This window comes from Mixta sp. (genome assembly GCF_024610815.1).
GTDB classification, from domain to species: domain Bacteria; phylum Pseudomonadota; class Gammaproteobacteria; order Enterobacterales; family Enterobacteriaceae; genus Mixta; species Mixta calida.
In genome coordinates this window covers 23,509-46,740 of record NZ_JANION010000012.1, presented here as the reverse complement: position 1 = coordinate 46,740, position 23,232 = coordinate 23,509, and the positions used below count along the sequence as shown (strand labels likewise).

The window sequence follows — 23,232 nt, the reverse complement described above, 5'->3', positions numbered from 1 at the left end:
GATGATATTAAAAAAGGATATACAATTTTAAAGCTGGCAGAATATTCCAGCGAGAGAAAAACAGAAAAATGTATTTTCAGCTTATTATATTGATTGATACTGAACAGTTGATTGATATTATTTTCAACAATGTTATTTATTAGGCTATTAATCATTCAGAGCAATAGCGTTTCGAAAGCACGCGTGAGAAATGAACTACCTTCACCCAAAGCGCGACAAAGGTAATAAAAAACCCCGCGCAGGCGGGGTTTTTTAATAGCATCGTTTTTCCATAGTGGAAAAATGAAATCAGAACGGGATGTCGTCGTCGAAATCCATCGGCGGCTCGTTGTTAGCCGGCGCGCTCTGCTGCTGCGGACGGGAAGGCGCCTGGCCGCCGCCGCTGAACTGGTTGCCGCCCTGCGGCTGCTGAGGCTGGCCCCAACCGTTGTTGTTGTTGCCGCCGCCCATGCCGCCACTGGCCTGCGCGCCCGCGCCGCCGTTCTGGCGGCCGCCCAGCATCTGCATGGTACCGCCGACGTTCACCACCACTTCCGTAGTGTAACGTTCCTGGCCGCTCTGATCCTGCCACTTGCGCGTTTGCAGAGAACCTTCGATATAAACCTGGGAACCTTTGCGCAGGTATTCACCCGCCACTTCCGCCAGTTTGCCGAACAGCACGACACGGTGCCATTCCGTTTTCTCTTTGGTCTCTCCGGTCTGCTTGTCACGCCAGCTTTCGGATGTCGCCAGCGTAATATTCGCTACGGCTCCACCATTCGGCATATAACGCACTTCCGGATCCTGACCCAGATTCCCGACAAGAATCACTTTGTTAACGCCTCTGCTGGCCATGTTCGCGTCTCCCGATGAGTATTCACTAAAGTCTAAACGGTAAATTCTACCACGCTAGCCTGCCCGATCATACTTCCGAGCGAGCTTCCAATAATGAAGATCTTTTTGCAGGGTTGCAACAGACTACTGGATATACATTCAGTTATTTTTTGTGCCATAATGACCTGTTCAATCCTGCCGTATCGTTACGGGCATGGTGAGTCTGCGTTAATCCGGGAAATGTGAATGGATAAGATCGAAGTCCGGGGTGCCCGCACCCACAACCTGAAAAACATCAACCTGATCATCCCTCGCGACAAACTGATCGTTGTCACCGGCCTGTCAGGTTCCGGTAAGTCCTCGCTGGCGTTCGATACGCTCTACGCCGAGGGACAGCGCCGCTATGTGGAATCCCTTTCCGCCTATGCGCGTCAGTTTCTTTCGCTGATGGAAAAACCGGATGTCGATCATATCGAAGGGCTATCGCCTGCGATTTCGATCGAGCAGAAATCAACGTCCCATAACCCGCGTTCAACGGTCGGGACCATTACTGAAATTCATGACTATCTGCGTCTGCTGTTCGCCCGCGTGGGCGAGCCGCGCTGTCCCGACCATGACGTGCCGCTGGCGGCGCAAACCGTGAGCCAAATGGTCGACAACGTGCTGGCGCAGCCGGAAGGCGCGCGCCTGATGCTGCTGGCGCCGGTGGTGAAAGATCGCAAAGGCGAACACACCAAGACGCTGGAGAACCTGGCGACGCAGGGCTATATCCGCGCCCGCATCGACGGCGAAGTGTGCGATCTTTCCGATCCGCCGAAGCTGGAGCTGCAAAAGAAACACACCATCGAAGTGGTTATCGATCGCTTTAAGGTGCGCGAGGATCTGGCGACGCGTCTGGCGGAATCGTTCGAGACCGCGCTGGAGCTTTCCGGCGGCACGGCGATCGTGGCGGATATGGATGATGCCAATGCGGAAGAACTGCTGTTCTCCGCCAACTTCGCCTGTCCGATCTGCGGTTACAGCATGAGCGAGCTGGAGCCGCGCCTCTTCTCGTTCAACAACCCGGCCGGCGCCTGCCCGACCTGCGACGGCCTGGGCGTGCAGCAATATTTCGATCCTGAGCGCGTGGTGCAGAACGCCGAGCTGTCGCTGGCGGGCGGCGCGATTCGCGGCTGGGATCGTCGCAACTTCTACTATTTCCAGATGCTGCGCTCGCTGGCGGATCATCTGAAATTCGATATCGAAGCGCCGTTCAACAGCCTGAGCGAAAAAGTGCGCCAGGTGATCCTGTATGGATCCGGCAAAGAGAGCATCGAATTTAAATATATCAACGATCGCGGCGACACCTCGGTACGTCGACATCCGTTTGAGGGCGTGCTGCACAATATGGAGCGCCGCTACAAAGAGACGGAATCGAGCGCGGTGCGCGAAGATCTGGCGAAGTTCATCAGCAACCGCGCCTGCGCTACCTGCGAAGGGACGCGCCTGCGCCGCGAAGCGCGTCATGTTTATGTGGAAAACACCACGCTGCCGACCATCTCTGATATGAGCATCGGTCACGCGATGGACTTTTTCCGCAACCTGAAGCTGAGCGGCCAGCGCGCCAAAATCGCCGAGAAAGTGCTGAAAGAGATCGGCGATCGCCTGAGCTTCCTGGTCAATGTCGGCCTGAACTACCTTTCCATGTCGCGTTCGGCGGAAACGCTCTCCGGCGGCGAGGCGCAGCGCATCCGTCTGGCGAGCCAGATCGGGGCCGGTCTGGTAGGCGTGATGTACGTGCTGGATGAGCCCTCTATCGGCCTGCACCAGCGCGATAACGAGCGCCTGCTCGATACGCTGATTCACCTGCGCGACCTGGGCAACACGGTGATCGTGGTGGAACATGACGAGGATGCGATTCGCGCCGCCGATCATATTATCGATATCGGCCCTGGCGCGGGCGTGCACGGCGGTCAGGTCGTGGCGGAAGGCACCGCCGACGAGATTATGCAGGTGGAGGAATCGCTGACCGGCCAATACCTGAGCGGCAAGCGAAAAATCGAAGTGCCGGAACAGCGCGTGCCCGCCGATCCGAACAAGGTGCTGAAGATTACCGGCGCGCGCGGCAACAACCTGAAGGATGTGACGCTGACGCTGCCGGTCGGCCTGTTTACCTGCGTGACCGGCGTCTCCGGCTCCGGTAAATCGACCCTGATCAACGACACGCTGTTCCCGATCGCGCAGCGCCAGCTGAACGGCGCGACCATCGCGGAAGCGGCGCCTTACCGCGACGTCAGCGGCATGGAGCATTTCGATAAAGTTATCGATATCGATCAGAGCCCGATTGGTCGTACGCCGCGCTCCAACCCGGCGACCTACACGGGCATTTTCACGCCGATCCGCGAACTGTTCGCCGGCGTGCCGGAATCCCGTTCGCGCGGCTATAACCCAGGCCGCTTCAGCTTTAACGTGCGCGGCGGACGCTGCGAAGCCTGTCAGGGCGACGGCGTGCTGCGCGTGGAGATGCACTTCCTGCCGGATATCTATGTGCCGTGCGACCAGTGCAAAGGCAAGCGTTATAACCGCGAAACGCTTGAGATTAAATACAAAGGCAAGAGCATCCACGAAGTGCTGGATATGACCATCGAAGAGGCGCGCGAGTTCTTCGACGCGGTGCCAGCGCTGGCGCGTAAGCTCCAGACGCTGATGGACGTGGGGCTTTCCTATATTCGTCTCGGTCAGTCCGCCACTACGCTGTCCGGCGGCGAGGCGCAGCGCGTGAAGCTGGCGCGCGAGCTGTCGAAGCGCGGCACCGGTCAGACGCTCTATATCCTTGATGAACCGACCACCGGTTTGCACTTCGCGGATATCCAGCTGCTGCTGACGGTGCTCCATCAGCTGCGCGATCAGGGCAATACCATCGTGGTGATTGAGCATAACCTCGACGTGGTGAAAACTGCCGACTGGATTGTCGATCTGGGGCCGGAAGGCGGCAGCGGCGGCGGTCAGATTCTGGTGGCAGGCACGCCGGAAACCGTGGCGAAGTGCAAAGAGTCGCATACCGCGCGTTTCCTGAAGCCGCTGCTGGAACAACGCTAAGATTGCTGTTTACACAGCCCCTGACGCGCACGCGCAGGGGCTTTTTTATCGCCGTTCGCCGGGCCTTTCGCCTCAGGCCGCCTTTAACCCTGGCGCGTCGGCGCGCGGCACATTGCCTCATTGACGGACAATCGTGCAGGATCAGGCAAGATTTTGGCATGATCGTGTCTGGCCGCTCTTCTCTCCTCTGCTTATCCTTAACGTTCACGCTGCTCTCATGCCGGGCGCAGCGTAGCTGGTTTCACTTGGGCGGCCTCTTTGCCCGCCCTTAACCGCTTCAATCACAGGAGACACCATGAATATTACGCACGCTTATGCAGCCCAGGATGCGAAATCCAGACTCGCGCCTTTTGACTACAAGCCGCGTGAACTGCGCGAGCATGATGTACAAATTGAAGTGTTATTTTGCGGCGTCTGTCACTCCGACCTGCATCAGGCCCGTAATGAATGGCAAAACACCATTTTCCCAGTGGTGCCGGGCCACGAAATCGTTGGCCGCGTTACCGCGGTAGGCAGCCACGGCCATAAATATCAGGTGGGCGATCTGGTGGGCGTTGGCTGTATGGTGGATTCCTGCCGTAGCTGTCCGAGCTGCCAGGAAGGGCTGGAACAGTATTGCGAAACGGGTTTTGTGCCAACCTATAACGGCCAGGATCTTAAAACAAAAGAGATTACCTATGGCGGCTACGCCACCAGCATCGTAGTGCATGAAGACTTCGTGCTGCGCGTGCCGGAAAACCTCGATCCGGCAGGCGTCGCGCCGCTGTTATGCGCAGGCATCACCACTTACTCTCCGCTGCGTCACTGGAACGTCGGACCGGGTAAAAAAGTGGGCATCGTCGGCCTGGGCGGTTTAGGCCATATGGGCGTGAAGCTGGCGCACGCGATGGGCGCGCATGTGGTGCTGTTCACCACCTCGCCGTCGAAAATCGAAGACGGCAAGCGTCTGGGCGCCGATGAAGTGGTGATCTCGAAAGATCCGCAGCAGATGGCGCAGCATGTCAACAGCTTCGACTTTATCCTTAATACCGTGGCGGCGCAGCACGATCTCAATCCGTTCATCAACCTGCTGAAACGCGACGGCAACCTGACGCTGGTCGGCGCGCCGGAACACGATCATCCGGCGCCGCACGTTTTCGACCTGATTTTCAAGCGTCGCAGCGTCGCTGGCTCGCTGATCGGCGGCATCGCTGAAACCCAGGAGATGCTCGATTTCTGCGGCGAACACAATATCACCTCAGATATCGAACTGATCGCCATGAATCAGATTAACGAAGCCTATGAGCGTATGCTGAAAAGCGATGTGAAATACCGCTTTGTGATCGATATCGATACGCTGCGCCAGGAAAGCGCCGCGTAATTTTTCTGTCGCTGCGGCATGCCGCAGCGACAGCCTTTCAGCCGTGATGTCCGCCTTTCGTCGCCAGCGCCTGCTGTAGCGACGCATCCACCAGATAGTAGATCTGCGAATCCTTTAGTCCGCCGTCGAGGTAAAGCGTGCTCCAGTGCGTTTTATTCAGGTGCGCGCTGGGAAAGACATCCTCATGCTGCTCGCGCAGCAGTTCAGCCAGCGCCGGCGAGGTTTTCAGCGAGACGGCCGGGCGCCCTTCCGATTCATGCACCATGGCGAACAGCACGCCGTCAGACTGGATTTGCGTCGCTTTCCAGTCGTTATGGACGCGTTGCTCCGCGCCCTCTTTGCTCATGCAGTATGACAGCAGATCGGACGTATTCATGGTTATTCTCCTTGCAGCGTGGCGACAATCCGACGTGAGCCGCCATGTACGCGGTGTTCTCCCAGCCAGATGCCCTGCCACGTACCTAAGACCAGACGCCCACGGCTAACCGGCAGCAGCAGCGATACGCCCAGCAGCGACGATTTAATGTGCGCCGGCATATCGTCCGCGCCTTCATAATCGTGCTGGTAAGGCGCATCTTCCGGCACATGGCGCAGGAAATGCTGCTCCATATCGCTGCGCACCGTGGGATCGCAATTTTCATTCAGGGTGATTGAAGCGGAAGTGTGCTGTAGCAGCAGATGCAGCAGTCCCGTGTTGATTTCACGTAGCGCCGGTAGCTGTTGCACAATCTCATCGGTCACCAGGTGAAAGCCGCGCGCTTTTGCGCTCAGCGAAAGGGTCTGTTGATGCCACATTAACGTTGCTCCTTATTTGAATGACTATGTTAAGTGTGCAGCATGTGGCGCAAAGGTAAACCCGTCGGGCGGAAAAAGTCTGTGCGCCGTATCCAGCGCGGCTTTTGTCGAGAAGAAATAAAAAAGGCGGCCAGCGCCGCCTGATGGGTAAGGTGAGAATTACATCACCGCTGCGAAGGCTTCCGCCACCTGATGCACGTTGCGGCTGTTAAGGCCCGCCAGGCACATGCGGCCGCTGTGGATCAGATAGACGCCGAATTCGTCGCGCAGGCGATCGACCTGCTGGGCGCTCAGCCCGGTGTAGCTGAACATGCCGCGCTGCTTCAGCAGATAATCGAAGTCTTTGCCCGGCAGCGCCGTGCTCAACACCGTCACCAGCGACTGACGCATCTCAAGAATACGCAGACGCATCGCTTCCACTTCCGCCAGCCAGTTTGCCTTCAGCGCCTCATCGTTCAGCACGCAGGCTACCACCTGCGCGCCGAAGTTCGGCGGCGAGGAGTAGTTGCGGCGTACGGTAGCCTTCAGCTGACCCTGTACGCGCGTCGCCTCTTCCGCATCGGCGCATACCACCGACAGGCCGCCGACGCGCTCGCCGTAGAGCGAGAATATCTTCGAGAAAGAGTTGCTGATCAGCGCAGAGATGCCCGCGGCGGCGATGGCGCGAATGGCGTAAGCGTCCTCTTCCATACCGGCGCCGTAACCCTGATAGGCGATATCGAGGAAAGGAATCAGCTGACGCGCCTTAAGCACCTCGACCACGCGATCCCACTGATCGTTAGTGAGATCGGCGCCGGTCGGGTTATGGCAGCAGGGATGCAGCAGCACCACGCTTTGCACCGGCAGGGTTTGCAACGTCGTCAGGAAAGCGTCGAACTGCACGCCGTGGGTTTCGGCGTCATACCAGGGATAGGTATTCACCTCAAAACCGGCGCCCGCAAAGATGGCGATATGGTTTTCCCAGGTCGGATCGCTGACCCATACCTGCGACTGCGGGAAATAGCGTTTCAGAAAGTCCGCGCCTACTTTCAGCGCGCCGGAGCCGCCTACGGTCTGGATGGTGGCGATGCGGTTCGCTTGTAAAGCGGGATGCTGCGCGCCAAACAGCAGCGGCGCGATCGCCTGGCGGTAGCTGGCGAGGCCATCCATCGGCAGATAGAGCGATGCCTGATGCGGCTGGGCATTGAGGCGCGCTTCCGCTTCGGCTACCGCCTGCAGCTGAGGAATGATCCCCTGCTCGTTGTAATAGAGGCCAATGCTCAGGTTAACCTTGTGCGCCCGCGGATCCTGTTTGAAGGTTTCCATCAGGGTAAGTATCGGATCGCCAGCGTAGGCATCAACTTTCTGAAACACGGTGAATCTCCATAATAATAGGTAAAGAGGCACAGCTGCGCAGGTCAAACGGCATAACGGCCGGGCCGATGGTTTAACGCAATGATCAGGTTCAGGATCAGCGCGCCGACGACCGACGCCGCCAGCATCGGCGCAGAGACCACAAACAGCGAGGCCAGCACCACCCCGCTGTCTACCGCCATTTGCAATTTACCGGCGCGGATGCCGAAGCGATCCTGTAGCCAAAGCGCCAGGATATTGATGCCGCCCAGGCTGGCCTTATGACGAAACAACACTATAAACCCAACACCCATCATCACGTTACCGAACAATGTCGCATAAAACGGATTCAACGCGTCGAAATGCATAAACAGCGGATGCAGGCGGGTAAAGATCGACACCAGCGCCACCGCGCAAAAGGTTTTGATCGTAAAAGCCCAGCCCATACGCTTTACCGCCAGCCAGTAGAACGGCAGGTTGATGATGAAAAACAGCAGGCCGAAAGAGCATGAGGTCAGGTAGCTGAGCAGAAAGGCGATGCCGGCAGTGCTGCCGGTCAGCGCGCCAGCCTGTTTCAACATAACGACGCCAAACGAAACCATCAGCGTGCCAAACAGCAGCGCCAGCGTATCTTCCAGCAGAGAGTGAGGGACACGGGCAGGTTGTACAATGTTATCCATGGACCTGATGACCAGAGTAAAAAGATAACCGACAGCAAGAAGCGCACCATAAACGCAGCGGCCCGGCGACTTTATCTGGCGAGCGGGATAACCAATTGAAAATTAAAAGATCTTTTTTTGCATGTCTCGCGCAAAATATTGCCGCTACATGCATTCAGCGTGCATCGATGGATTTTACAATGCACAGTTCAACGTAAATGCGCCCGTAACGCACCATATTGGTGCATCATGCACTTTTAACGTGCAGAGACGGGGCGATCATCAGGCCGTTCTCTTTTAATCTTTCCAGCACCACGGATGTTTTCACATGCGCCACGCTGCGATGCCCTGCCACCATTTCGCTGATCAACGCGCTCAATTCCGCCAGGCTCGCAACCGCTACCTTCAACAGATAGTCGGCGTCGCCGGTAGTTTTCCAGGCGTCGACGATCGCGCTCTGCTCCGCCACCATGCGATGAAAGCTGGTGACATAGTCGCTGGTGTGATTAAGCAGACGCACCTCAATCAGGCCGATCATGCCCAACCCGACCGCATCCGGGGAGACACGGGCGTGATAGCCAAGAATAAGGTTAGCCTGTTCAAGGCTGATGCGACGGCGGGAACACTGCGAGGCGGACAGGCCCACCAAATCGCTGAGCTCCTGGTTGGTTAGCCGACCATTGCTTTGCAGCAGGGTCAAAATTTTCAGATCGTAATCGTCGATGTGTGTCATGGCATTTTGCCGCTCTCTGCGCCGAAATCGTTACAGATATGCGCAGGAGCGGCAAATGTCCAACACAATTTTATGATGATACGGACGCGATGCACAAAACGTGCATGCTATTCGTCGTCGTATTGCGGCCCGGCATAGTTGTCGAAACGCGACCATTGTCCGTTGAAGGTGAGGCGTACGGTGCCGATCGGGCCGTTACGCTGCTTACCGATAATGATCTCGGCGATCCCTTTCAGATCGCTGTTTTCGTGATAAACCTCGTCACGGTAGATAAACATGATCAGGTCGGCGTCCTGCTCGATCGAGCCGGATTCACGCAGATCGGAGTTGACCGGACGTTTATCGGCGCGCTGCTCCAGCGAGCGGTTAAGCTGCGACAGCGCCACCACCGGCACGTTCAGCTCTTTCGCCAGCGCCTTCAGCGAGCGGGAGATCTCGGCAATCTCCAGCGTACGGTTGTCGGAAAGCGACGGTACGCGCATTAGCTGCAGGTAGTCGATCATGATCATGCTCAGGCCGTCGTTTTCACGGAACACGCGACGCGCGCGCGAGCGCACCTCGGTCGGCGTCAGGCCGGAGGAATCATCGATATAGATGTTCTTTTTCTCCAGCAGAATGCCCATGGTGCCGGAGATGCGCGCCCAGTCCTCATCATCCAGCTGGCCGGTACGGATACGCGTCTGGTCCACGCGCGACAGCGACGCCAGCATACGCATCATGATCTGTTCGCTGGGCATCTCCAGACTGAAGATCAGCACCGGTTTATCCTGTAACATCGCGGCGTTTTCGCACAGGTTCATGGCGAAGGTGGTTTTACCCATCGAGGGTCGCGCGGCGACGATAATCAAGTCGGAGCGCTGCAAACCTGCGGTTTTCTTGTTGAGATCCTGATAGCCGGTATCGACGCCGGTTACGCCGTCGTGCGGCGTCTGATAGAGCGATTCGATGCGCGAAACGGTCGCTTCCAGGATCTGCTCGATATTCTTCGGGCCTTCATCTTTATTGGCGCGCTGTTCGGCGATTTTAAAAACGTTCGACTCCGCGAAGTCGAGCAGATCTTCACTGCTGCGCCCCTGCGGATCGTAGCCGGCGTCGGCGATCTGGTTAGCGACCGCGATCATTTCACGCACGACCGCGCGTTCGCGCACGATATCGGCGTAGGCGTTGATGTTTGCCGCGCTGGGGGTGTTTTTCGACAGCTCGGCCAGGTAAGCGAAGCCGCCGACCATATCCAGCTCGCCGCGCTGCTCCAACGAATCCGAAAGGGTAATCAGGTCGATAGGCTGGCTGGCTTCCAGCAGCCGCTGCATTTCACTGAATATCAGACGATGAGGGCGGCTGTAAAAGTCTTCGGCCACTACGCGCTCTGAGACGTTGTCCCAACGCTCGTTGTCCAGCATCAACCCGCCCAGCACCGACTGCTCCGCTTCCAGCGAATGGGGCGGCAATTTCAGCCCTTCTACCTGGCGATCGCGAACCTCGTTGGATTTGTTGGTGGGTTTATTTCCTGCCATAGTGAATGCAATACCGAATGTGTGAGTGACGCGCAAGTATACCTGTTTTTTACCGCTTTTACGCCCGTCCGGCGCGAATTACGGCTGCCGGAAACCATGAGGAGCAAACATGGCAAAACGTATTCAGATAGCCCGCCACGGCGGCCCGGAAGAGCTGCAATGGGTTGACTTCGATCCCGCCGAACCGGGGGAATATGAAGTGCAGGTGGAGAACAAAGCCATCGGCATAAATTACATCGATACCTACGTGCGCAGCGGCCTGTATCCGGCCCCGTCGCTGCCTTCCGGCATCGGTACCGAGGCGGCGGGCGTGGTGCTGAAGATCGGTAGCGGCGTCACCGCCATTAAGCCTGGCGATCGGGTGGTTTACGCGCAGGCGCCACTGGGGGCCTACAGCGAAATTCACAATGTACATCAGGATAAAATCGCGCTACTGCCGGACGCCATTTCCTTCGAGCAGGCGGCGGCGGCGTTTTTAAAAGGGCTGACAGTGCATTACCTGCTGCGTCAGACCTATGAAGTGCAGCCTGACGAAACCTTTCTGTTTCACGCAGCGGCGGGCGGCGTCGGGCTGATCGCCTGTCAATGGGCGAAAGCGCTGGGCGCGCACCTGATCGGCACCGTCGGCTCGGCAGAAAAAGCGCAGCTGGCGAAAGATCACGGCGCCTGGGCGACCATAAACTATCAGGAAGAGGATATCGTCCAGCGCGTCAGCGAGCTGACCGACGGTAAGAAAGTGCGCGTGGTGTATGACTCGGTGGGCAAAGCGACGTGGGAAGCCTCGCTTGACTGCTTACAGCGACGCGGCCTGATGGTGAGCTTCGGCAATGCCTCCGGTCCGGTGACCGGCGTGAATCTGGCGATCCTGAATCAGAAAGGCTCGCTTTATCTGACGCGCCCTTCCCTTAATGGCTATATCACCACGCGTGACGAGCTTCAGCGCGCCGGTAACGATCTCTTTTCGATGATCGCCAGCGGTGCGATCAAGGTCAACGTGCCAGAAAATCAGCGTTTCCCGTTGCGCGACGCGCAGCAAGCCCATATCACGCTGGAAAGCCGGTCGACGCGCGGTTCCAGCCTGCTGATTCCGTAACGGTTCAGGCAAAAAAATGGGGCCTCCCGTAGGAAGCCCCTTTTCTTTTTTATCATTCGCGCTGTTGTAGAGTACAGCGGCGATGGATTGTTTCGACTCAACGGAAAACAGTCTCGCAGAATTCATAAGTAAAAAATATGTTTAATTGCGAAAAAACGCTAAGCAAAATATCACTCTGTGATCCAGCCCGCATCCTGACCGCTATTTTCCGTTCAACTCTTTGATAGCTAACTATCAATTTTCAACGCGATGGGTGTTTTGACGCGCGGAGGACATAAAAAAACCTGCACGTCGCCGCACAGGTTTTAACATATTTAAAACACATCAGGCAGTCACGGTCATCTTGTCGGCGACCAGCGACAGCGCTTTTTCCACCACTTCAATGCCAGCGCCCGGCTTGTGCGCGTTCTCGCTCAGATGGCGGCGCCACTGACGCGCGCCTGGGATGCCCTGGAACAGGCCCAGCATGTGTCGGGTAATGTGGCCCAGGTACGTGCCCTGCGCCAGCTCGCGTTCAATATAGGGATACATAGCACGCACGACGGCCACTGCATCGGCGTCCGGCGCGCCGCTGCCAAACAGCGTGCGATCGACCTGCGCCAGCAGACCGGGATTTTGATAGGCTTCGCGTCCCATCATCACACCGTCGAGATAGTGCAGATGGGTTTGCACCTCTTCCAGCGACTTCACGCCGCCGTTCAGCGCCAGCGTCAGCTGCGGGAAATCACGCTTCAGCTGATAAACGCGCGGATAGTCCAGCGGCGGGATCTCGCGGTTTTCCTTCGGGCTCAGGCCGGAGAGCCAGGCCTTGCGCGCGTGAATAATAAAGGTATCGCAGCCGCCCTGCTGCGCCACGGTGCCGATAAAATCGCAGAGAAATTCATAGCTGTCCTGCTCGTCGATGCCAATGCGGGTTTTCACCGTGACCGGAATCGAGACGACGTCACGCATCGCTTTAATGCAGTCCGCCACCAACGCCGCCTCGCCCATCAGGCAAGCGCCGAAGCGGCCGTTCTGCACGCGATCGGATGGACAACCGACGTTGAGGTTGATCTCATCATAGCCGCGCGCCTGCGCCAACTGTGCGCACTGCGCCAGCGCCGCCGGATCGCTGCCGCCCAGTTGCAGGGCGACCGGATGCTCTTCTTCGCTGTAGGCGAGATAGTCGCCTTTGCCGTGAATAATCGCGCCGGTGGTCACCATTTCGGTGTAAAGCAGCGTGTTTCGCGTCAGCTGGCGGTGGAAATAACGACAGTGCCGATCGGTCCAGTCGAGCATGGGCGCGATGGAAAAGCGTTGAGAAGGATATACCGCTTGCTCAGCAGCGACCGCCTGCGTGGATGACGCGTTCTGGGAATGTTGGCTTTGATGCATTTCTGTACTTTTAAATGTGTTTTGCTTTTTCGGCGCCGACCACAGAGCGGAATAGCGCGTCTCTGCCGGGATGAATAAAATCTGGCCTACTATAACACACAAAAACGTCAACGCGCCGACGTGACTTTACGCCAGCCGTTGCCGAAACAGAGAGCCAACGCTATTGGTTGCCAGGCGCTGATCCCGCAGAGACGTACGTCCCGTTACAGGCACGGTTAATCCTGCCGTAGTGTCGGTCGATTTGAGTCTGCAACGGCTACGTGGTCGGAATCCTGACCAATGAATGAGGGCTGTAATCTGTCAACGCTTTAACTTTCTGATTGCTATTTTAAACAGCCAGTAAAGAGCTGTCGCGTAAACGCTGACAACGGCAATTATCGAAATGAACGTAACCGGATCTGCATCTGGTTCGTATATATCCTCCTGATAACGGCTAAAAATCTGGTAGAGATAGTCAATTATCCAGGTCGACGGACGATGGAGCGGCATATCGTAGCGAGATAAGGCAAACGCCAGAATAAAGCACAGCACGAAGCCGCCAGCCTTTTTAACGAAATTTGCAATTCGCAAAATCGTGATCTCCTTGTACGTCTCTATAACCGAACGCCATCAGCCCAGTGCGTGAGCCTTGAACGAGCATCTTTTTTGTTTTTAATAACGCATTTCTGACAACGTAAAAATCAGGGCGATTAACGAAAGTTATGCATCCTTCGCTTACCCCGGAACCATCGGGCCGCAACGGATGCAGGCGAAAGCCGCCACGCGAGATGCCATTTACGAAAATATGGTCGTCCATTGTCTGGGCATTAAAGAGCGCAAACCATTCATAATGATTCGAACTGAACCACAGGTCACCGGCCGCCGCCCTGGCTCGGTTCTTTAAGCTTCCTTCATGCCGTGGCACAATCCAGTAACGGCCCACTGGGATTGCGCTGTTTTTCAAAAACGCGCAGTCAGGATCGTTGGTGTAGGGTTTTTGGCCGCTGAATACCGGGAACGTCCCTACGCCGTAAACGTGTAGCTTTGCTTCCCCGCCGCCCTTTGTCAGATCGTTATACGTCATCCTCATGATTTGCATAAAAACAATCCCTGTTGTTTGTTATTTAGACTGATGCCAGTACGACTGAGTAAAAAATAAACTGCACGCCTTTTCAATCACTTCAGCTTAATCTTTCCGTAAACCCGGCGTTACTTAACATAATGGATCCTACGCGCACAGATGAAACGGCACTCGCCGCGCGTCGGCTGCAAACGGCGTATTTTTAGCCGTTTAATTATCGGAATATGGATAAACGGAGCGAATAAAACGTGCATAAAACCGGCCCGAAAATACATAGCCTGTTCTTGATGTGAAAGCCGTGCAAAGCTATCAGCAATGTCCAGCCTAAATAGTCGAACATGCTGTGCGGGCAACTCTGCATCATTAGTGAGGCTAAGATTTTGAAATGCCCGATCCGTTTGGGCCGGGATATGTAAATCGTGGCAGGAAAACCGCGCCGGACGCCGGGCAGCCTTAAAGTGGTGTTTGCCTGAAAGCCGCGCCGTTTCCGGCGCAGCCTGCATTATCAGAAGGAGAAGCCCAGCTGCGCCATGGCGCCCCAGGTATTGTCTTCGCCCACCGAGCCCGCAAGGTCGAGGTGAACGCGGTTGTTGAAAGGCGATACGCCAAAGCCGGCGCTCACAACATTTTTGTCGTTGGATTTCATATCGGCATGATAGCCGCCGCGCAGCTGTAACCAGTCCAGCACGCGATATTCCACGCCTACGCCCGCATACTGGCTGTCATCCTGCGATTTAAAACGCTTGGTCGGCGTCGCGTCCACATCAAGACTGGCGGTCAGCACCTCGTTATGCCAGGCGGCGCCGGCGGTCACCAGCGGGCGGATCTGCCAGGTATCCTGATAGCCATTCACACGCTTCGTATCGATATCACGCGGGATCAGGTTCTGCGCGCTGAGGCCAAAGATCCAGTTCGCGCCCACGTCGGTTGACAGGCCGGCGTCGAGGTTAAAGCCGGTATTGCTGGTGCGATATTCGCTGTCAGTCACCCGATCTTTATCGAAGTTATAAACCGAAGCGCGGTAATTATAGAGGCGAGTCTGCTGCAGCTTAGGCGTCACGCCCACGGAAACCGCCTGTTCGCCGATGTTAAACTCATGGGCGACCGCAATGCCGTAGTCGGCGACGATAGCCGCCACGCCGGTAGCGCTGGAACGCAGTTGAGACGGATCGGCTAACGTCGGAAATCCGCCGTTAGCGACGGTATCGAGCAGGTCGATATCGCTTTGCGCCACGTCGGCTTGCAGATGGGCGGAGCCATAAGCTTTGGCGACAAAAGCGAACGGCAGCGTCTCATTCGGCACCGCCACTACAATAGCCGCGCCGGCGGAGCCGTCCGCCTTGTTGCCGCGCAGATCGCGCAGCTGGTTGGCCAGGTCGCCGGAAGCGGAGCGAATGGCAGAAGGATTCGTCAGAAAATCGATGGGCGTAAAATTCCTGAATACGTCCCGATAATGATTCACCGTATCGGTTACGTCATCGATCTTATCAACCATTTTATCTTTATCGCTGATCTGCACGCCGACAGAAGGCAGAATAACGCTGACGCGATCTTCCGCCCGGCCTTTCGTCAGCAGCGCCGGGTTTGATAATGGCGCAGTGGTATAGTTCGATGAAGCGACCCCGGTACCGCCCATCGCATCATTGCGCGCGTCAAAATAGCTGCCGGCTGCCTGTGATGAAAAAGAGGTAAATAAAATTGCGGTTAAGGCTGTTGCAGAAGAAAGCTTGAAAGATTGAACGGTTTTCATTGCCATTATCAGACGCCACCAAAAATAAGCTGAAAGTATGTAGAAAATCACTGGGCGCATGATGACCAGTAATTGCCCATTTTATTGCCCTGAACTCAAGGCGTTTTCCCCGGCTTATCAGTGAATTGCTGCTTTTATAAGCAGTGAGTGGCTTATCTGTTGCATTCGCTGCGGCTCTGTTTTTCCCTATGTCGCTTAAGCCTGAGTGAACATTAGCTGGATATTAATTCTCCTGCAAACTGGAAATTAACAATTAAGAATGGATCTGTCTCTTTTCCGCGTTGGACGCTGCGTATTATCGGCGGGTTCAGGCATGCCGCCAGGAGATATAATTCGGAAACTTTCGGGAATTCAGGCGCGAAATAGCGCTTTTCTGAGGACTTCAGGAAGGAGTCGGCGTTTTTTATCCAACGTGATAAGATAACATCTCAATCGCCCGGAGAAAAATTATGAGCGTTTCACCTTCAAAACAGATTCTGTCGCAGGCTGAAAAAATCTGTCAGCAACGCAACGTGCGCCTGACGCCGCAGCGTCTGGAGGTGCTGCGTTTGATGAGCGAGCAGAACGGCGCAATTAGCGCCTACGATCTGCTTGACCTGCTGCGCGCCTCTGAACCGCAGGCCAAGCCGCCTACCGTTTATCGCGCGCTGGATTTCCTGCTGGAGCAGGGGTTTATCCATCGCGTTGAGTCAAACAACAGCTATGTGGTGTGTCATCATTTCGAGGAACCGCAACATACTTCAGCGATGCTGATTTGCGATCGCTGCGGCGCGGTGAATGAACAGCATGCTCAGGGCGTGGAATCGATTCTGGAGTCGCTGGCGCAGCAGAGCGGCTTTGCGCTGCGTAATAGCGTGATTGAAGCGCACGGCTTGTGCAACGGATGTAAAGATGTCGAAAGTTGCCAGCATCCTGAAAGCTGTAATCATGACCATACGCTGATAAGCAAAAAGCGCGGGCGTTAAAAAACAGCCGAAGCGGTGCCAGTAATGGCTGCGTTAGGGGGAAGGCGACAGGTTTGTCGCTAAAGCCGGTCTGAAGGGTAGTAAGCGCTAAAATAACCTCATCATGCCAAACATAACCAGAAAACGGGGCAGCAAGAAAAGAGCGTGACCGCGTTAAAAAAGATAAAAAAACAGAGGGGAGCGGCACATTCCTTGTGCCAGGGGCAGGAGCATCTTCCTGAAGGGCTTTAAACTTACCAGCGATGGTCGCGGTTTTGTGTCTCCCAATCGCTCACTTCTTTTTCCGCTTCGTCTTTTGCATAGCCGTAGCGTTCCTGAATTTTACCAACAAGCTGATCGCGTTTACCTTCGATAACGGTCATGTCGTCATCGGTCAGCTTGCCCCATTTTTCCTTCATCTTACCTTTAAACTGTTTCCAGTTACCGCCGGCTTCGTCTCTGTTCATCGTTATTTCCTCTACCTTAGGTGTTAACAGCTTGCAGACTGTCAGCGCTGTATGTTCAGTGAAAACAGTCGCTGATTCCTTGTTTGTCACCCTTTAATGATAGCTGAATACGGCGTTTCTGCTCGTAATCTCAGTCAGATGAACTGAAAACACGCCGAAAAACCTGTCGATTACCCTTAAAAACGAGTTAATTCAGGTAATAAGCGCAGCCGCATATAAATGTGTCAAATCGTGAACCAGTCGCCGCGCCGCTGGTGTTGACGCCAGATCCAGCCGAGCGTCAGGCCGCGCAGCATAAGAAAAACCGTTACTGCCAGCCACAGGCCATGGTTGCCTAAATAAGGCAGCGTCGCCAGCGCTAAGGCAAAACCCAGCGCGGCCAGCGCCATGCTGTTGCGCATTTCGCGCCCGCGCGTTGCGCCGATAAACATGCCGTCCAGCAGATAGCACCAGACGCCGACCAGCGGCAGAAGCATTTGCCAGGGAAGGTAGCGATCCGCCTGCGCCTGCAACGTTGGCAGCGAGGTCAACAGCGCCACCAGCTCTTTACCCCAAAGCGCGTAGGCACAGGCGAACAGCAGCGCCACCAGGCCCGCCTGCCGACAGGCCGCCAGCCAGACCCGCCGCAGCTTATCGGCATCTCTGGCGCCGAAGGCTTCCCCGGAGACCGCTTCCACCGCATAGGCGAAGCCATCCAGCGCGTAGGCGGTGAAGGTCAGAAACATCAGCAGCACGGCGTTAACCGCGACGATATCGCTGCCCATGCGCGCGCCCAGCACGGTTACCGAAGCAAAACAGAGCTGCAGCAGCAGCGAGCGCAGCATAATGTCGCGGTTAAGGCGCAGCAGGCGTCGCATATCGCCGCGCAGCCCCTGCTTCAGCTGTAAGAAGGTAATTTGCCGCAGGCGCAGCAGGTGCCACACCATGCCCAGCCCGACCGCCAGCGTCACGTATTCCGCAATCGCGGTTGCCGCAGCGGCGCCCGCTACGCCCCAGCCAAGGCCGATAACAAACCACAGGTCGAGCAGGATATTTACCAGGTTGCCGACCACCAGCAAAATCACCGGCGCCCGCGCATACTGCACGCCCAGCAGCCAGCCCAAAATGACCAGATTCGCCAGCGTAGCGGGCGCGCTGAGCCAGCGCACATGGATAAAGCGCTTCGCCTGCTCCAGCACCGCCGGGCTGCCGCCAACGACGCGCGTCGCCAGCGCGCTAAGCGGATCGCGCAGCAGCACAAAAGCCAGCCCGACGACGACGGCGATCAGCAAGGGTTGAACCAGCGCGCGCGCCAGTCCCGATTTATCGCCAGCGCCGAACGCCTGGGCCGTCAGCCCGGTGGTGCTCATGCGTAAAAAGAGCAGCAGCATAAACAGGAAGCTGGTCGCCGTCGCGCCTACGGCGACGCCGCCCAGATAGACGGGGCTGTCGAGATGGCCGATCACGGCGGTATCAACCAGGCCCAGCAGAGGAACGGTAATATTGGAAAGGATCATCGGCAGCGCCAGCCGCCAGAGATTTTTATCGGTTGCAGAGAAGAGTTGCATGGCAATCCGCGAAAATAGTATGGCGACAGGCCACAGCGGTTATCGCCGGATAAATATGAATCAGGGGCTATTCAGTGGCGGCAGAGGAGCCGCCACATCAGTTTCAGAGCCAGTCGCCGTTGCGAATCACGCCGACGGCCAGGCCTTCGATAGTCAGGGTTTGCTGTTGCAGATCGACCACGATGGGCTGAAAATCACTGTTTTCCGGCAGCAGTTGCACCGTGTTACCCTGTTTTTTCAGGCGTTTAACCGTGACTTCATCATCAATACGCGCCACCACGACCTGGCCGTTACGCACATCCTGCGTTTTATGCACCGCCAGCAGATCGCCGTCGACGATGCCGATATCTTTCATCGACATGCCGCTGACGCGCAGCAGGAAATCAGCGTGAGGCTTAAACAGGTTAGGGTCGACCTGAAAACGGCTTTCAATATGCTCCTGCGCCAGCAGCGGCTCGCCAGCGGCGACGCGGCCAATCAACGGCAGGCCGTTTTCCTCTTCCGCCATCAGGCGGATGCCGCGCGAAGCGCCGGACACCATCTCAATAACGCCTTTACGCGCCAGTGCTTTCAGATGTTCTTCTGCGGCGTTTGGAGAGCGGAAGCCAAGACGGGAAGCGATTTCCGCACGCGTTGGCGGCATCCCCGTTTGGTTAATGTGATCGCGAATCAGGTCATAAACCTGCTGCTGTCGAGCCGTTAAGGTTTTCATCCCGCCCCCTGGTTGTTTATACAGTCGCTGTGAGTATATACAGGTATTGTCGGAATGGAAACCGAATGCAGTGTAAAAAACAACACTTTGTCGAATGCGGAAGCGCTATCGCAAATATGCCCACAGCAAGGTTGCCCAGACAAAGAGAGCCAGTATGATGCTGAGCAGAACCGCAGCGGAGCCCATATCTTTCGCCCGTCCCGCCAGCGGATGAAGTTCGCTGCCGATGCGATCGACCACCGCTTCGATAGCGCTGTTAAGGATCTCGACAATAATAATGAGGGCGACCGAACCGATCAGCAGCACGCGCGTTATCGCATCGACATCCAGCCAGCAGGCGACGACGACCGCCACCAGCGCCATCACCGCTTCCTGACGGAAAGCCGCTTCGTGCTGCCAGGCCGCGCGCAATCCTTTCCAGGAGTAGCCAGCCGCTTTAATGATGCGCGTCAAGCCCGTTACGTTATTTGCCATGTTCGGGGAACCCTTTGCGATGTTTAACGTCAATGTCAGGGTGCCGCACTAATTGCAACACCACAGATCTTCAATGCGCTTTCTGGTATGCTTGCCGCGCTTTGCTAACAAGAGGCTTCATGTTGTCTATGTCAGGTTGGCGTAAACTTTATTATAAGTTATTGAATTTACCACTTACATTTTTAGTCAAAAGTAAGGCGATTCCGGGCGATCCGGTCGCGGAACTGGGCCTCGACACGTCGCGCCCCATTATGTATGTATTGCCTTACGATTCAAAGGCCGATCTTCTGGCGTTGCGCACCCAGTGCCGCCTGCACGATCTGCCCGATCCGCTGGAGCCGCTGGAGATCGACGGCGCCCTGCTGCCGCGTCATGTGTTTATCCATGACGGGCCGCGCGTTTTCCCCTACTTCGTGCCTAATCAGGAGTCGGTGAAGCTGTTTCACGACTACCTCGACCTGCACCGCAACAATCCCGATCTGGATGTGCAGATGGTGCCGGTATCCGTGATGTTCGGCCGTGCGCCGGGACGCGAAGTGCAGGGCGAACAAACGCCGCATCTGCGCGAGCTCAACGGAGTGCAGAAGTTTTTTGCCGTCTTCTGGCTGGGACGCGACAGCTTTGTTCGCTTCTCGCCAATGGTATCGCTGCGCCGCATGGCCACCGAACACGGCACCGATAAAACCATCGCGCAAAAGCTCGCGCGCGTGGCGCGCATCCATTTCGCCCGTCAGCGCCTGGCCGCAGTCGGCCCGCGTCTGCCGGTGCGTCACGATCTGTTTAATAAGCTGTTGCAGTCGCAGGCTATCGCCAAGGCGGTAGAAGACGAAGCGCGCAGCAAGAAGATTTCGCAAGAAAAAGCGCAGCAGAACGCCATTGAGCTGATGGAAGAGATTGCGGCCGACTTCTCGTATGAGATGATCCGCCTGACCGACCGCGTTATCGGCTGGACCTGGAGCAAAATTTATCAGGGCATCAACGTCAGCGGCGGCGAACGCATTCGTCAGCTGGCGCTGGACGGGCACGGGCTGGTTTACGTTCCCTGCCACCGCAGCCATATGGACTATCTGCTGCTTTCTTACGTGCTTTATCATCAGGGGCTGGTGCCGCCGCATATCGCCGCAGGCATCAACCTTAACTTCTGGCCCGCTGGCCCGATCTTCCGCCGTCTCGGCGCGTTCTTTATTCGCCGCACCTTCAAGGGCAATAAGCTCTACTCCACCGTGTTCCGCGAATATCTGGGCGAGCTGTTCAGCCGCGGCTATTCAGTGGAGTATTTCGTCGAAGGCGGACGTTCGCGCACTGGCCGACTGCTCGATCCGAAAACCGGCACGCTGTCGATGACCCTCCAGGCGATGCTGCGCGGCGGCAACCGCCCGATTACCGTGGTGCCGGTCTATATCGGCTATGAGCACGTAATGGAAGTGGGCACTTACGCCAAAGAGCTGCGCGGCGCGGCGAAAGAGAAAGAAGGCTTTATGCAGATGCTGCGCGGCCTGAGCAAGCTGCGCAATCTGGGTCAGGGCTACGTGAACTTCGGCGAACCGCTGCCGCTGGTGAACTACCTCAACCGTCATGTGCCGGAGTGGCGCGACTCGATCGATCCGATTGTGGCGCAGCGTCCGCAGTGGCTGACGCCGGCGGTCAACGATATTGCGCAGCAGATTATGGTGCGCATCAATAACGCCGGCGCCGCCAACGCAATGAACCTCTGCGTGACCGCCCTGCTCGCCTCGCGTCAACGCTCGTTAACGCGAGAGCAGCTGCTGGAGCAGCTGGAATGCTATCTCGAACTGCTGCGCAATGTGCCCTATTCCGCAGATGCGACCGTGCCGGACATGACGCCGGAAGCGCTGCTGGAACACGCGCTGAACATGAACAAGTTCGAGACGGAAAAGGACAATATCGGCGATATCATCATCCTGCCGCGCGAGCAGGCGGTGCTGATGACCTATTACCGCAATAACGTTCATCACATGCTGGTGATGCCGTCGCTGATCGCCGCTATCGTGCAACAGCATCAGGCAATCTCGGCGGATGAGCTGCTGCGTCAGGTTACGGTGATCTATCCGCTGTTGAAGAGCGAGCTGTTCCTGCGCTGGGATAAAGCGGAGCTACCGCACCTGCTCCAGGCGCTGACGGCGGAGCTGGCGCGCCAGCAGCTGATCGTGATTGAAGGCGATATGATGCGCCTGAACGCGGGCCGTTTCCGCACGCTGCAACTACTGGCGGCAGGCATGCGCGAAACGCTGCAACGCTATGCGATCACCTTCTCTATCCTCAGCGCCAATCCGGCAATCAACCGCGGTTCGCTTGAAAAAGAGAGCCGCACGCTGGCGCAGCGCCTGTCAGTACTGCACGGCATCAACGCGCCGGAATTTTTCGATAAGGCGGTGTTCTCCACCCTGGTGCTGACGCTACGTGACGAAGGCTATATCAGCGACACGGGCGACGCCGCACTGGCGCAGACGCAGAACACGTCGCGCCTGCTGTCGGAGTTGATTACCAGCGACGTGCGTCAAACCATTGAAAACGCCGTAGCCCACAGCGGGCTGGCGACGCAGGTGTAAAAAAGACGCAAGCATAAAGAAAACGGGCGCCTCAGGCGCCCGTTTTTTTATCATCCAAAGATTATCGTGCGGCCGTCACCACTGACTGAACGGCAGCATATTCAGCGCAATGCCGATAAAAATCACCAGTCCGACATAGTTGTTATTCAGGAACGCCTGGAAACAGCGTTCGCGCTGCCGTTCGGCGATCAACTTCTGCTGATGCACAAAGAGCGCGCCGGCGATCAGCAGCGACCAGTAAAATGCGCCGTCCAGCCCCATACGCAGCCCCACCAGCGACAGCAGCAGCAGCGTAGAGAGCTGCAGCAGCCCGATAATCAGCTTATCAAAGCGGCCAAACAGGATCGCCGTCGACTTCACGCCGATTTTTAAATCGTCGTCGCGGTCAACCATGGCGTACTGGGTATCGTAGGCCACCGTCCAGCAAATGTTGGCGAAAAACAGCAGCCAGGCATTCAGCGGCACGCTGTCGCTGACCGCCGCCCAGCCCATTGGGATCGCCCAGCCGAAGGCCGCGCCCAGCACCACCTGCGGCAGATGGGTATAGCGCTTCATAAAGGGATAAACCCAGGCGAGCGCCAGTCCGGCGAACGACAGCCAGATGGTCAGCGCGTTCATGGTCAGCACCAGTCCAAACGACACCAGCGCCAGCACCACAAACAGCACCTTCGCCTCTTTTTCGCTGACCGCGCCGCTGGCGAGCGGGCGCATTTGAGTGCGTTTGACATGCCCGTCGATTTTTCGATCGGCGAAATCATTTACCACGCAGCCCGCCGCACGCATAAAAAAGACGCCCAGCACAAACACCAGCAACACCTGCAGCGGCGGCACCGCCTCGCCCGCCAACCATAATGCCCATAGCGTCGGCCAGAGCAGCAGCAGCGAGCCAATCGGTTTATCGATACGCATCAGGCGGCTCCAGGCCTGCAGCTTCGTCAGCGTCAGCCCTTTTTCTAT

General features: G+C 56.7%; 21 protein-coding genes. 5 read left to right on the top strand and 16 right to left on the bottom strand.

Annotation, left to right across the window (positions count from 1 at the left end; all coding sequences use genetic code 11):
- Positions 1–288: 288 nt before the first annotated feature.
- On the bottom strand, positions 289–834 hold the full coding sequence (locus MYY08_RS00745; protein ID WP_038623723.1) for a single-stranded DNA-binding protein: 546 nt from the start codon (positions 832–834) through the stop codon (positions 289–291).
- Positions 835–1,059: 225 nt separating this feature from the next.
- Between MYY08_RS00745 and uvrA the strand changes: the two genes are divergently transcribed.
- Both uvrA and MYY08_RS00735 read left to right on the top strand, forming a co-directional pair.
- On the top strand, positions 1,060–3,891 hold the full coding sequence (gene uvrA / locus MYY08_RS00740) for an excinuclease ABC subunit UvrA (RefSeq protein ID WP_038623721.1): 2,832 nt from the start codon (positions 1,060–1,062) through the stop codon (positions 3,889–3,891).
- A gap of 295 nt (positions 3,892–4,186) precedes the next feature.
- Positions 4,187–5,251 (top strand): NAD(P)-dependent alcohol dehydrogenase, encoded by a 1,065-nt coding sequence (locus tag MYY08_RS00735; protein ID WP_052134002.1) that lies wholly within the window; start codon positions 4,187–4,189, stop codon positions 5,249–5,251.
- 37 nt (positions 5,252–5,288) lie between these two features.
- Here MYY08_RS00735 and MYY08_RS00730 read toward each other — a convergent pair whose 3' ends face one another.
- From MYY08_RS00730 to dnaB, 6 genes are all read right to left on the bottom strand, one after another.
- A complete protein-coding gene (locus tag MYY08_RS00730) occupies positions 5,289–5,627 on the bottom strand; it encodes an MmcQ/YjbR family DNA-binding protein (RefSeq protein WP_038629843.1) in 339 nt (112 codons plus the stop codon).
- Between the two features lie 2 nt (positions 5,628–5,629).
- Positions 5,630–6,046 (bottom strand): secondary thiamine-phosphate synthase enzyme YjbQ, encoded by a 417-nt coding sequence (locus MYY08_RS00725; protein ID WP_038629842.1) that lies wholly within the window; start codon positions 6,044–6,046, stop codon positions 5,630–5,632.
- A 159-nt stretch (positions 6,047–6,205) separates the two neighbouring features.
- A complete protein-coding gene (locus tag MYY08_RS00720; protein ID WP_288012516.1) occupies positions 6,206–7,399 on the bottom strand; it encodes an amino acid aminotransferase in 1,194 nt (397 codons plus the stop codon).
- A 44-nt stretch (positions 7,400–7,443) separates the two neighbouring features.
- Positions 7,444–8,058 carry a YitT family protein gene (locus MYY08_RS00715; RefSeq protein ID WP_038629840.1) on the bottom strand — a complete coding sequence of 205 codons (615 nt, stop codon included), beginning with the start codon at positions 8,056–8,058 and terminating at the stop codon, positions 7,444–7,446.
- Between the two features lie 226 nt (positions 8,059–8,284).
- The gene (locus MYY08_RS00710; protein WP_038629839.1) at positions 8,285–8,770 is read right to left on the bottom strand and encodes an Lrp/AsnC family transcriptional regulator; all 486 of its coding nucleotides are present in this window, start codon (positions 8,768–8,770) and stop codon (positions 8,285–8,287) included.
- A gap of 107 nt (positions 8,771–8,877) precedes the next feature.
- The gene (gene dnaB / locus MYY08_RS00705) at positions 8,878–10,284 is read right to left on the bottom strand and encodes a replicative DNA helicase (protein WP_038630256.1); all 1,407 of its coding nucleotides are present in this window, start codon (positions 10,282–10,284) and stop codon (positions 8,878–8,880) included.
- Positions 10,285–10,393: 109 nt separating this feature from the next.
- Here dnaB and MYY08_RS00700 point away from each other — a divergent pair, with 109 nt between their 5' ends.
- A complete protein-coding gene (locus tag MYY08_RS00700) occupies positions 10,394–11,377 on the top strand; it encodes a quinone oxidoreductase (RefSeq protein WP_038629837.1) in 984 nt (327 codons plus the stop codon).
- A gap of 324 nt (positions 11,378–11,701) precedes the next feature.
- On the opposite strand, the gene dusA is transcribed toward MYY08_RS00700, so the two are convergent.
- From dusA to MYY08_RS00680, 4 genes are all read right to left on the bottom strand, one after another.
- The gene (gene dusA / locus MYY08_RS00695; RefSeq protein WP_288012512.1) at positions 11,702–12,751 is read right to left on the bottom strand and encodes a tRNA dihydrouridine(20/20a) synthase DusA; all 1,050 of its coding nucleotides are present in this window, start codon (positions 12,749–12,751) and stop codon (positions 11,702–11,704) included.
- 300 nt (positions 12,752–13,051) lie between these two features.
- Complete coding sequence (locus MYY08_RS00690) at positions 13,052–13,321, bottom strand: hypothetical protein (protein WP_038629835.1); 270 nt, start codon at positions 13,319–13,321, stop codon at positions 13,052–13,054.
- Positions 13,299–13,814 carry a DUF2778 domain-containing protein gene (locus MYY08_RS00685; protein ID WP_288012510.1) on the bottom strand — a complete coding sequence of 172 codons (516 nt, stop codon included), beginning with the start codon at positions 13,812–13,814 and terminating at the stop codon, positions 13,299–13,301. Before MYY08_RS00685 ends, MYY08_RS00690 begins: the two co-directional genes overlap by 23 nt.
- A gap of 502 nt (positions 13,815–14,316) precedes the next feature.
- Complete coding sequence (locus MYY08_RS00680) at positions 14,317–15,567, bottom strand: conjugal transfer protein TraF (RefSeq protein WP_376749558.1); 1,251 nt, start codon at positions 15,565–15,567, stop codon at positions 14,317–14,319.
- Between the two features lie 443 nt (positions 15,568–16,010).
- Between MYY08_RS00680 and zur the strand changes: the two genes are divergently transcribed.
- The gene (zur, locus tag MYY08_RS00675; RefSeq protein ID WP_038629831.1) at positions 16,011–16,526 is read left to right on the top strand and encodes a zinc uptake transcriptional repressor Zur; all 516 of its coding nucleotides are present in this window, start codon (positions 16,011–16,013) and stop codon (positions 16,524–16,526) included.
- Between the two features lie 233 nt (positions 16,527–16,759).
- Here the strand turns inward: zur and MYY08_RS00670 are convergent, their stop codons facing one another.
- The 4 genes from MYY08_RS00670 to MYY08_RS00655 form a co-directional block, all read right to left on the bottom strand.
- Positions 16,760–16,972 carry a CsbD family protein gene (locus MYY08_RS00670; RefSeq protein WP_038629830.1) on the bottom strand — a complete coding sequence of 71 codons (213 nt, stop codon included), beginning with the start codon at positions 16,970–16,972 and terminating at the stop codon, positions 16,760–16,762.
- Positions 16,973–17,196: 224 nt separating this feature from the next.
- A complete protein-coding gene (gene dinF / locus MYY08_RS00665) occupies positions 17,197–18,519 on the bottom strand; it encodes an MATE family efflux transporter DinF (RefSeq protein WP_038629829.1) in 1,323 nt (440 codons plus the stop codon).
- 103 nt (positions 18,520–18,622) lie between these two features.
- Positions 18,623–19,231 (bottom strand): transcriptional repressor LexA, encoded by a 609-nt coding sequence (lexA, locus tag MYY08_RS00660; protein WP_038629828.1) that lies wholly within the window; start codon positions 19,229–19,231, stop codon positions 18,623–18,625.
- Between the two features lie 105 nt (positions 19,232–19,336).
- The gene (locus MYY08_RS00655; RefSeq protein ID WP_038629827.1) at positions 19,337–19,705 is read right to left on the bottom strand and encodes a diacylglycerol kinase; all 369 of its coding nucleotides are present in this window, start codon (positions 19,703–19,705) and stop codon (positions 19,337–19,339) included.
- 128 nt (positions 19,706–19,833) lie between these two features.
- Here MYY08_RS00655 and plsB point away from each other — a divergent pair, with 128 nt between their 5' ends.
- Positions 19,834–22,275, top strand: coding sequence for a glycerol-3-phosphate 1-O-acyltransferase PlsB (gene plsB, locus MYY08_RS00650; RefSeq protein ID WP_038629826.1), 2,442 nt, complete (start codon positions 19,834–19,836; stop codon positions 22,273–22,275).
- Positions 22,276–22,350: 75 nt separating this feature from the next.
- Here the strand turns inward: plsB and ubiA are convergent, their stop codons facing one another.
- A complete protein-coding gene (gene ubiA, locus MYY08_RS00645) occupies positions 22,351–23,232 on the bottom strand; it encodes a 4-hydroxybenzoate octaprenyltransferase (RefSeq protein ID WP_038630255.1) in 882 nt (293 codons plus the stop codon).

What these genes read in the sequence shown, in the direction of transcription:
- MYY08_RS00745 (WP_038623723.1), bottom strand. Translation starts at nt 834, where the DNA reads ATGGCCAGCAGAGGCGTTAACAAAGTGATTCTTGTCGGGAATCTGGGT.
- uvrA (WP_038623721.1), top strand. Translation starts at nt 1,060, where the DNA reads ATGGATAAGATCGAAGTCCGGGGTGCCCGCACCCACAACCTGAAAAAC.
- MYY08_RS00735 (WP_052134002.1), top strand. Translation starts at nt 4,187, where the DNA reads ATGAATATTACGCACGCTTATGCAGCCCAGGATGCGAAATCCAGACTC.
- MYY08_RS00730 (WP_038629843.1), bottom strand. Translation starts at nt 5,627, where the DNA reads ATGAATACGTCCGATCTGCTGTCATACTGCATGAGCAAAGAGGGCGCG.
- MYY08_RS00725 (WP_038629842.1), bottom strand. Translation starts at nt 6,046, where the DNA reads ATGTGGCATCAACAGACCCTTTCGCTGAGCGCAAAAGCGCGCGGCTTT.
- MYY08_RS00715 (WP_038629840.1), bottom strand. Translation starts at nt 8,058, where the DNA reads ATGGATAACATTGTACAACCTGCCCGTGTCCCTCACTCTCTGCTGGAA.
- MYY08_RS00710 (WP_038629839.1), bottom strand. Translation starts at nt 8,770, where the DNA reads ATGACACACATCGACGATTACGATCTGAAAATTTTGACCCTGCTGCAA.
- dnaB (WP_038630256.1), bottom strand. Translation starts at nt 10,284, where the DNA reads ATGGCAGGAAATAAACCCACCAACAAATCCAACGAGGTTCGCGATCGC.
- MYY08_RS00700 (WP_038629837.1), top strand. Translation starts at nt 10,394, where the DNA reads ATGGCAAAACGTATTCAGATAGCCCGCCACGGCGGCCCGGAAGAGCTG.
- dusA (WP_288012512.1), bottom strand. Translation starts at nt 12,751, where the DNA reads ATGCATCAAAGCCAACATTCCCAGAACGCGTCATCCACGCAGGCGGTC.
- MYY08_RS00685 (WP_288012510.1), bottom strand. Translation starts at nt 13,814, where the DNA reads ATGACGTATAACGATCTGACAAAGGGCGGCGGGGAAGCAAAGCTACAC.
- MYY08_RS00680 (WP_376749558.1), bottom strand. Translation starts at nt 15,567, where the DNA reads ATGGCAATGAAAACCGTTCAATCTTTCAAGCTTTCTTCTGCAACAGCC.
- zur (WP_038629831.1), top strand. Translation starts at nt 16,011, where the DNA reads ATGAGCGTTTCACCTTCAAAACAGATTCTGTCGCAGGCTGAAAAAATC.
- MYY08_RS00670 (WP_038629830.1), bottom strand. Translation starts at nt 16,972, where the DNA reads ATGAACAGAGACGAAGCCGGCGGTAACTGGAAACAGTTTAAAGGTAAG.
- dinF (WP_038629829.1), bottom strand. Translation starts at nt 18,519, where the DNA reads ATGCAACTCTTCTCTGCAACCGATAAAAATCTCTGGCGGCTGGCGCTG.
- lexA (WP_038629828.1), bottom strand. Translation starts at nt 19,231, where the DNA reads ATGAAAACCTTAACGGCTCGACAGCAGCAGGTTTATGACCTGATTCGC.
- MYY08_RS00655 (WP_038629827.1), bottom strand. Translation starts at nt 19,705, where the DNA reads ATGGCAAATAACGTAACGGGCTTGACGCGCATCATTAAAGCGGCTGGC.
- plsB (WP_038629826.1), top strand. Translation starts at nt 19,834, where the DNA reads ATGTCAGGTTGGCGTAAACTTTATTATAAGTTATTGAATTTACCACTT.